We start from the raw sequence: 6316 nt of genomic DNA on the forward strand, positions 1-6316 counted from the left end.
TACATATACCCCTTTATGAAATCCGAAGCCTTTTATACTTTTCGAAACATTAATTCACAAAGCATACCCATTCCAACTCCAATTGTATAAGCTAATAAATCACTCCACAAAAACCCATACCCTAATACAAGTCCCCCTAAAGTCGTTGCACGAATATTATCTATCCAATCCGCATGATATAATTGACTGATTTCAATACCATAACAAAATAGTAAACTTAAAAACGCGAGCTTTTTAGTCTTCATTTTATGAAACAGGAATCCAACTCCAATAAAAATCATGAGAGCCCACAGTGCATCCCCTAAATAATCATTCAATAGATCTGGTAAAACATACGCGAACTTTCTTGATCCCAAACCTAAGATAATTACTATTATAGTTAATACCGCATACAGTAGTCTATTTCGTTTATAACTCATTTTTAAATCCTCTCTTATCACAACAAACTTTTTACAAAACCTGTGCTTTTTTCAACATACCCTATATTTTTATAAAATTGGTGTGCATGTTTTCTTTCCTCACGATTCCCACTATTTTAAGCAAATCGAATCTATCCCTTGTCCCATCGCCCATTTCTCTGCTGTTTCTATTAATCTTTTTCCTATTCCTTGATTTCGAAACTCTTCATCTACTACTAATGCGATAATGCGAGCGTATATTCCATCTTCAGTGTAAAGTATGCCTGTACATAAGCCAATCATTCCAATAACACGCTCATTTTCTTCTGCTACCAACGTATAGTAATCTGGGTGAGAAAAAATATTTTGAAGTCTTACTTTCATTTTTTCTACAGTTGTTGGATAACCAAGATGATTCATTAATACAGTTAAATCATCTAAATGTGCCTTTCTGATTTCCACACTCCACCCTCCCCCACTAGTCAAAACATGATTGACACCTATATCATCATTAGCTTATTTTTCATATAACACTTGAAAATCAGTGACAAGTGAAACGATTTTCCCGTTCTCATCAAATCCCCAATAGGAAGGATAAAAGCCATCACCATAACCTGAACGGAATATAATAATATTACTTTCTGTTTCCTCACATACTACACAATTCCCCCACTCATCATCATGTTCTGTTAGTACGTCATCTATTAGATCATCATACAAACTAATAAATTCTTCTCCTAATTCTTGTTGTAGTCTATCTTCTATTTCTTCTAATTTATCAATTGCTTCAACATCTGCAAAACATCCTAGACCCGTATCAACTGGGTARCCAAAAATATATCCTTCGTCYAGTTCACTTACATTYTGYCCTGGTTTTGTTGCCATCTTCCACTCTRTYACTTTTGACTCYGATAATTTTAATTCAGCACCAGCAATTAYACCATCTTCCTCTTTCCACCAAGTAACAATTGGATATGTTCCGGGCTGAATTGTTTGCTCGAAAGAATTTTTATTAAAAATAAGAGGATCACAAGCAACCATTTTACCTGAAGTAACTTTTAAATGGTCTAATACTTCAGGACGTAGGACCTCACTATTCGATTTAGATAATTCATGTAACAGCTTTGACATAATGTTTCTCTTCCTTTCATTTTCTTATTAGTAGACTTTACTAAATAGAGGATACATCGATCCAGTCTCTTGTTTATAGTAAAATAGACAAAATTCACGTGTTATTTCATCCAATTCGAAATATGAGGACCAATGTACTTACCGATTTTCTCAACTTCATTCATTATACGGCTGATTCCAATTTCAGTCGTAAACCAATTTTCCTTAGTTATTCCATACCTGTCGATTACAGATGAGACGAAGAACTCAGTTTCTTTTGGAAACTCGGCTTGATAGCATAATAATGCCCGGCGCGAGTGCCCCGCTTTACAGACAATGATAACTTTTTTAGGTTCTATACCTGTATTTTGTAAAACTTCCAACGATAAACGTGCATTTTCCAAAGTATGTTGTGCTTGATCTTCTTTTAAAATCGCTTCTTCAGGCACTCCATTTGCAATGCCAATATTTCTTAAAAAATCCCATTCAGTCGTTCCTACGTGTGGTTTATATCCGCCAGATGGAAGTATGTAGGGTGCTAAACCCTGTTTATACAACGAAGTAGCTTTTTCCATGAGTTGAGGATGATTAGCACCAGGAATTAAAATTACATCTGCTGGAGAAATTTCAGTTTCAACAAAAATAAAATTGGTAATGCAATCGAATGGATAAGACATCATCTATTCCTCTCCCAAAATCTCTTTCTGCTTCTTTTTCGAAAAAGATTGCAAAACTAAATCATAAGACCAATCTATCATTTGATTTATTACCTCTGTTAACAAATAGAGTTGATTTTTTATAATTTTTCTAGGAAAGCCGATATATACAACTTCCCTAGAATTTAAGCTGAGAAATCATCAATAATTTCTACCACTACAATTTTTCCGTTAATCAACAGCTCTGGAAGCTCGTTTTTTACATTACCCTTCCAATATTCTTTAGCTTGTTCAATTTTTCGAGAGAAAGGAACACCATCTTCCTTTGGTAAAAGATTTCCATCCCCCAAAAAAGAATTCCCAATAACTCGAAGTTTAACAATCTGCAAAACTTTCCGATTATAAGAATCAAATAATTCTTTCCATTTCAAAGCATCTTCATAGCTTTTCGCAGCGTATAAGCAAGACAATCTTGAAGGATATTCAGGATATTCTTGTAGTCTAACCATTTCTACTATTACTTCTCTAATAGCTCTGATTGTTTGGTCTACATACTTAATAGCTACTTCGGCATTTTCTTTATTCATGTTCAAACCTTCATTTGTATAATGATCTTGTAAAATCTGAATAAAGTCTTCGCCTTTAGAATTCAATTGTTCCCTCTCAAAAAAGAAGCGATATAAGGTATTGTTTTGATTCTTGTCAAAGTTAATTATCTGCCCAAGAATCATTTTTTTCCTAGTAACAATGTGATAAACATACAATTCGTTCTCTTTCATGGTCTGTCTCCTATTGGTCTTCATCATATTGACTATATTATGTAATTCCCATCACTCTTGTCCGTAAAGAATAGTTAGTTTCAGTTTCTTTATTCATCAGTGGATCAATCACAAATATTTTATTATGAATTCTCATACATGTAGCATTCCATCCGTCTGGAGAATCTTCAGTTGCTTTTCTTTTTGAAAGACAGCATGTACGTGTTACTTCCATAATATAATTATGTAGTACTTATAAACGTTTCTCTAAAAAATGTTGACTATACCCTTTAGGGTGATCTTCAACTACCCCAAACTCCCTGTAACCATGTTTCTTATAAAATTCAGGTGCTTGAAAACTAAATGAATCAAGTAATATAAGTCTACAGTTTTTCTCTTTGGCAATTTCTTCGATTTTATTTACTAGTTGACTACCATATCCTTCATGACGTACTGACTCATCCACCCATAAAAAATCAATATGAAGGTGATAGAAATATATTGTGCCTGTTATGCCCCCAAATATTTTGCTAACATCGTCTTTTAATAGAAAACTTATATGTTCTAATGGGCTTTTTACCTCATCTGGTAGTATAGACATATTGTATTGGATTACTTTATTTTTAATGTACTCGCTGTCTTTTGAATTATTTTGTTGTATAATTTTCAAGTCTATTCTCCTTTCTCATCACTATATATAGCATTCTATATATTTTTTATACAAACATTGTAGTGTTTCTTTCATTCTTATATCTGCTTCTTGATTTTCATAACGATTTGGTAACTTCATTCCTCCAATCACATAAAGCAATGGTTTTTCATAAAATGTTCCTAGTATACCGATATTTATAACAGCTGTAGGTAACCCACCTGTCATATGGGCTAAGTCGTACCCTGGTATTCCTTCATATTGTCCTTGTTGTCTCACCATTCCATTTATAATTGGTTCCCATAGCACCGGATTCAATTCATATCCTTGGAATATACGAATTAAAAGTTTAAGAACTTGTTTTAATTCCCCAACATTTTTCATATCCCTTGGGTCTTTCGTAATATAAATCTTTGAAAAAGAACATTGAATTCTCCTATTTACTTCTTCCCATCCCCCGCAAAAGTTGACAACAGATTGTGCAATACAATTGTCATGACATGCAATCATTACTTCTACAGCACTTTTGAGTGTTAATACGGTTCTTCTTTGTAGATGTGGATATATTTCTTTACTATCTTCTTTCGGATTAAATACGATATTTGCGATTTCATCACTCCAGCGAACTTGATTCTCTTCAACCATTTTAGCTACAGCAAATCCAATTGCAACCTTTGCGGCAGACGCTAGTGGAACCAATAAATCATCATTATATAAAGCGACTATATTTTGGCTTTCTGCCGAATAAGCAACTATACCTACTTGACCTGATTTTATCTCCTTTATTTTCTTGATTACTTCCTCCATTTGTACGCCTCTTCTCGATTTCGTTTTTATCCCTCTCAGTATTTCGATAATACGAATCAAAAATCCTTTTATGAGGTTAACAAATGCATTCTCCTATTTTTGTTCCAACTCTACTGGTAAAACATAGCCGCCATTTTCTTTCTGAAGTTCTACTACTTTCACAACAGCATTAGCATTTATGGTTCCGTATATATGTGGATAGTTTTGACCATTAGAAGCCAATTCATATTTTATCTCCGCCTCAACTAACGACGGATTAATTACAAGTAATACTAACTCCACTTCAGTACTAAAATGCTTTTCTGCCACTTGAAGAGATTGTTCTAAAAAAGAACAATGAATAAACCCTTCTTGCATCAGTGAAGCTTCCATTATGTTTCCTTTTGCTTTTGCTACTTCCCATGCACTTTTTCCCATTACCTTTGTAATCATAGTCAATCTCCTTCTTCCCTACTTTATAGAAACAATAAAAGGATTTTCCCGCTCGTTACGGGATAACGCCACATGCCCATCAACCTCAGATTTTAAAATGCTCACAAAACGAAATTATTTTGCTTTTTGACTTATCAATTAAGGAGGTTGCAACCACTAAAACCCCATCTTCTTAAGCTTAGTTTTTCCTTGAATCCCTAAAAAAGCGACTATATAGTTGTGCCAACGAGATTTACTTTTTCGTTGTAATTCTTTAGAAAACAATTGTAGCTCATCAAAAATCGATATATTCATACCAAAAACGCCATCCTTTCTGTATATTTCTACAAAAAGAATAGCATTTTTTATTATTCAGTGGAATTTTTCGTGAATAAGGCTGTCCAAAGTCCAGAGACACCAAATACTTTATTCGATTGTTTTATCTCTTTCATTCTACGTATTTCTACTTCAGAAAAATCTTTAAAGATGGCTCTAAGTTTTTTATCTGTAAAACCTAATCCACCTTTAAGACTTTGCAGTTTGTATACTTCCCAATCCGTTATGTCTGCTCCACCTAATTCTCCACCTTGAACAAAACAAGTGATTGCAAAATAACCACCTGGTTTTAAAGCCTTTTTCACCAAATCTATATAACTCATTCTTCTGTGTGGAGCAATATGGTGAAAGCATCCTGAATCATATACAATATCGTATGTACCCTCTTCAATTTGTAAGTCAAAGATATTGTTATAAATAAAATTTATATTTACATTTTTTTCTTTTGCCCGTTCGGTTGCCCATTGAATTGATTCCTGTGATAGATCTACTGCATCAACTAAGCATCCTTTTTCAGCAAAGTAAATTGCATTCCTGCCTGGACCGCATCCGAGTTCAAGAACTTTTCCTGGATTAAGTAATTTTTTCTCGAAATAATTAACTAAGTTCTCATCTGGTTTATTAGTAAAAAAGGGAACTCCTTTTTCACGATTAGAATAAAAATCATCCCAAAATTGAGTTGGTTCACGCAATAACGAATCTAACATATCCAATAAATCTTCATAACTATTAATTGTTTCTTTCATAATAACCCCTTCTTTCCAATTAAATCTTATATTCTAATTGTACTAACAATTAGAATAATTCGTGTTTCACCGGGGTTAACAATGCTTTAAATTCAAATAAGTTTGAACTCTCTACATATGCCTATTTATGCTAATTTAACACGCATAAAGGCACCTGATTTTCCTTTTATATTATTTTAAAAGTATTTACCTTACTCTTTCTGAAAATCCAACCAAACAATTAGAAATACCCTTAGCATTAGAATTTGATTTCAACTTTTCAGAATTATCATTACAATCATTGCAATAATATTACAAATGGAGTAGCTATACCTTCTCAGTGAATAAAGATGTTTCTTTGGTAATTTACATAAATTCCATTACTAGTAGTAAGAAAATAAGCACATTCCTTATTTTTGCGGAGTGACGGGTTGCACTTTTAATTCTTTGATCCCTTCTTTTAATG

General features: G+C 33.2%; 9 protein-coding genes and 2 pseudogenes. All 11 read right to left on the bottom strand.

Annotated features, from left to right (window positions below; translation table 11 throughout):
- Positions 1 to 32: 32 nt before the first annotated feature.
- Positions 33 to 419, bottom strand: coding sequence for a ribosomal maturation YjgA family protein (locus AC1DIT_RS21990; protein ID WP_016115085.1), 387 nt, complete (start codon positions 417 to 419; stop codon positions 33 to 35).
- A 111-nt stretch (positions 420 to 530) separates the two neighbouring features.
- The gene (locus tag AC1DIT_RS21995; protein WP_016115086.1) at positions 531 to 860 is read right to left on the bottom strand and encodes a GNAT family N-acetyltransferase; all 330 of its coding nucleotides are present in this window, start codon (positions 858 to 860) and stop codon (positions 531 to 533) included.
- Between the two features lie 54 nt (positions 861 to 914).
- Entirely contained in the window at positions 915 to 1529 is a 615-nt protein-coding gene (locus AC1DIT_RS22000; RefSeq protein WP_476998402.1) for a DUF4241 domain-containing protein, read from the bottom strand.
- Between the two features lie 101 nt (positions 1530 to 1630).
- A complete protein-coding gene (locus AC1DIT_RS22005) occupies positions 1631 to 2185 on the bottom strand; it encodes a YdcF family protein (protein WP_016115088.1) in 555 nt (184 codons plus the stop codon).
- Positions 2186 to 2188: 3 nt separating this feature from the next.
- A pseudogene (locus AC1DIT_RS22010) lies at positions 2189 to 2281 on the bottom strand (MmcQ/YjbR family DNA-binding protein); the annotation flags it as partial.
- Positions 2282 to 2349: 68 nt separating this feature from the next.
- Positions 2350 to 2943 carry a DUF2441 domain-containing protein gene (locus AC1DIT_RS22015; RefSeq protein WP_016115089.1) on the bottom strand — a complete coding sequence of 198 codons (594 nt, stop codon included), beginning with the start codon at positions 2941 to 2943 and terminating at the stop codon, positions 2350 to 2352.
- A 106-nt stretch (positions 2944 to 3049) separates the two neighbouring features.
- Positions 3050 to 3157, bottom strand: a pseudogene (locus AC1DIT_RS22020) (MmcQ/YjbR family DNA-binding protein); the annotation flags it as partial.
- A gap of 18 nt (positions 3158 to 3175) precedes the next feature.
- A complete protein-coding gene (locus tag AC1DIT_RS22025; protein WP_229161695.1) occupies positions 3176 to 3523 on the bottom strand; it encodes a GNAT family N-acetyltransferase in 348 nt (115 codons plus the stop codon).
- 90 nt (positions 3524 to 3613) lie between these two features.
- Positions 3614 to 4378, bottom strand: coding sequence for a serine hydrolase (locus tag AC1DIT_RS22030; RefSeq protein WP_016115091.1), 765 nt, complete (start codon positions 4376 to 4378; stop codon positions 3614 to 3616).
- Positions 4379 to 4471: 93 nt separating this feature from the next.
- Positions 4472 to 4810, bottom strand: coding sequence for a DUF952 domain-containing protein (locus AC1DIT_RS22035; RefSeq protein ID WP_016115092.1), 339 nt, complete (start codon positions 4808 to 4810; stop codon positions 4472 to 4474).
- Between the two features lie 347 nt (positions 4811 to 5157).
- Positions 5158 to 5871: a class I SAM-dependent methyltransferase gene (locus AC1DIT_RS22040; protein WP_016115093.1), complete on the bottom strand. Its 714-nt coding sequence runs from the start codon at positions 5869 to 5871 to the stop codon at positions 5158 to 5160.
- Positions 5872 to 6316 lie beyond the last annotated feature (445 nt).

The sequence above is a fragment of the Bacillus sp. 05T22 genome, assembly GCF_056396765.1.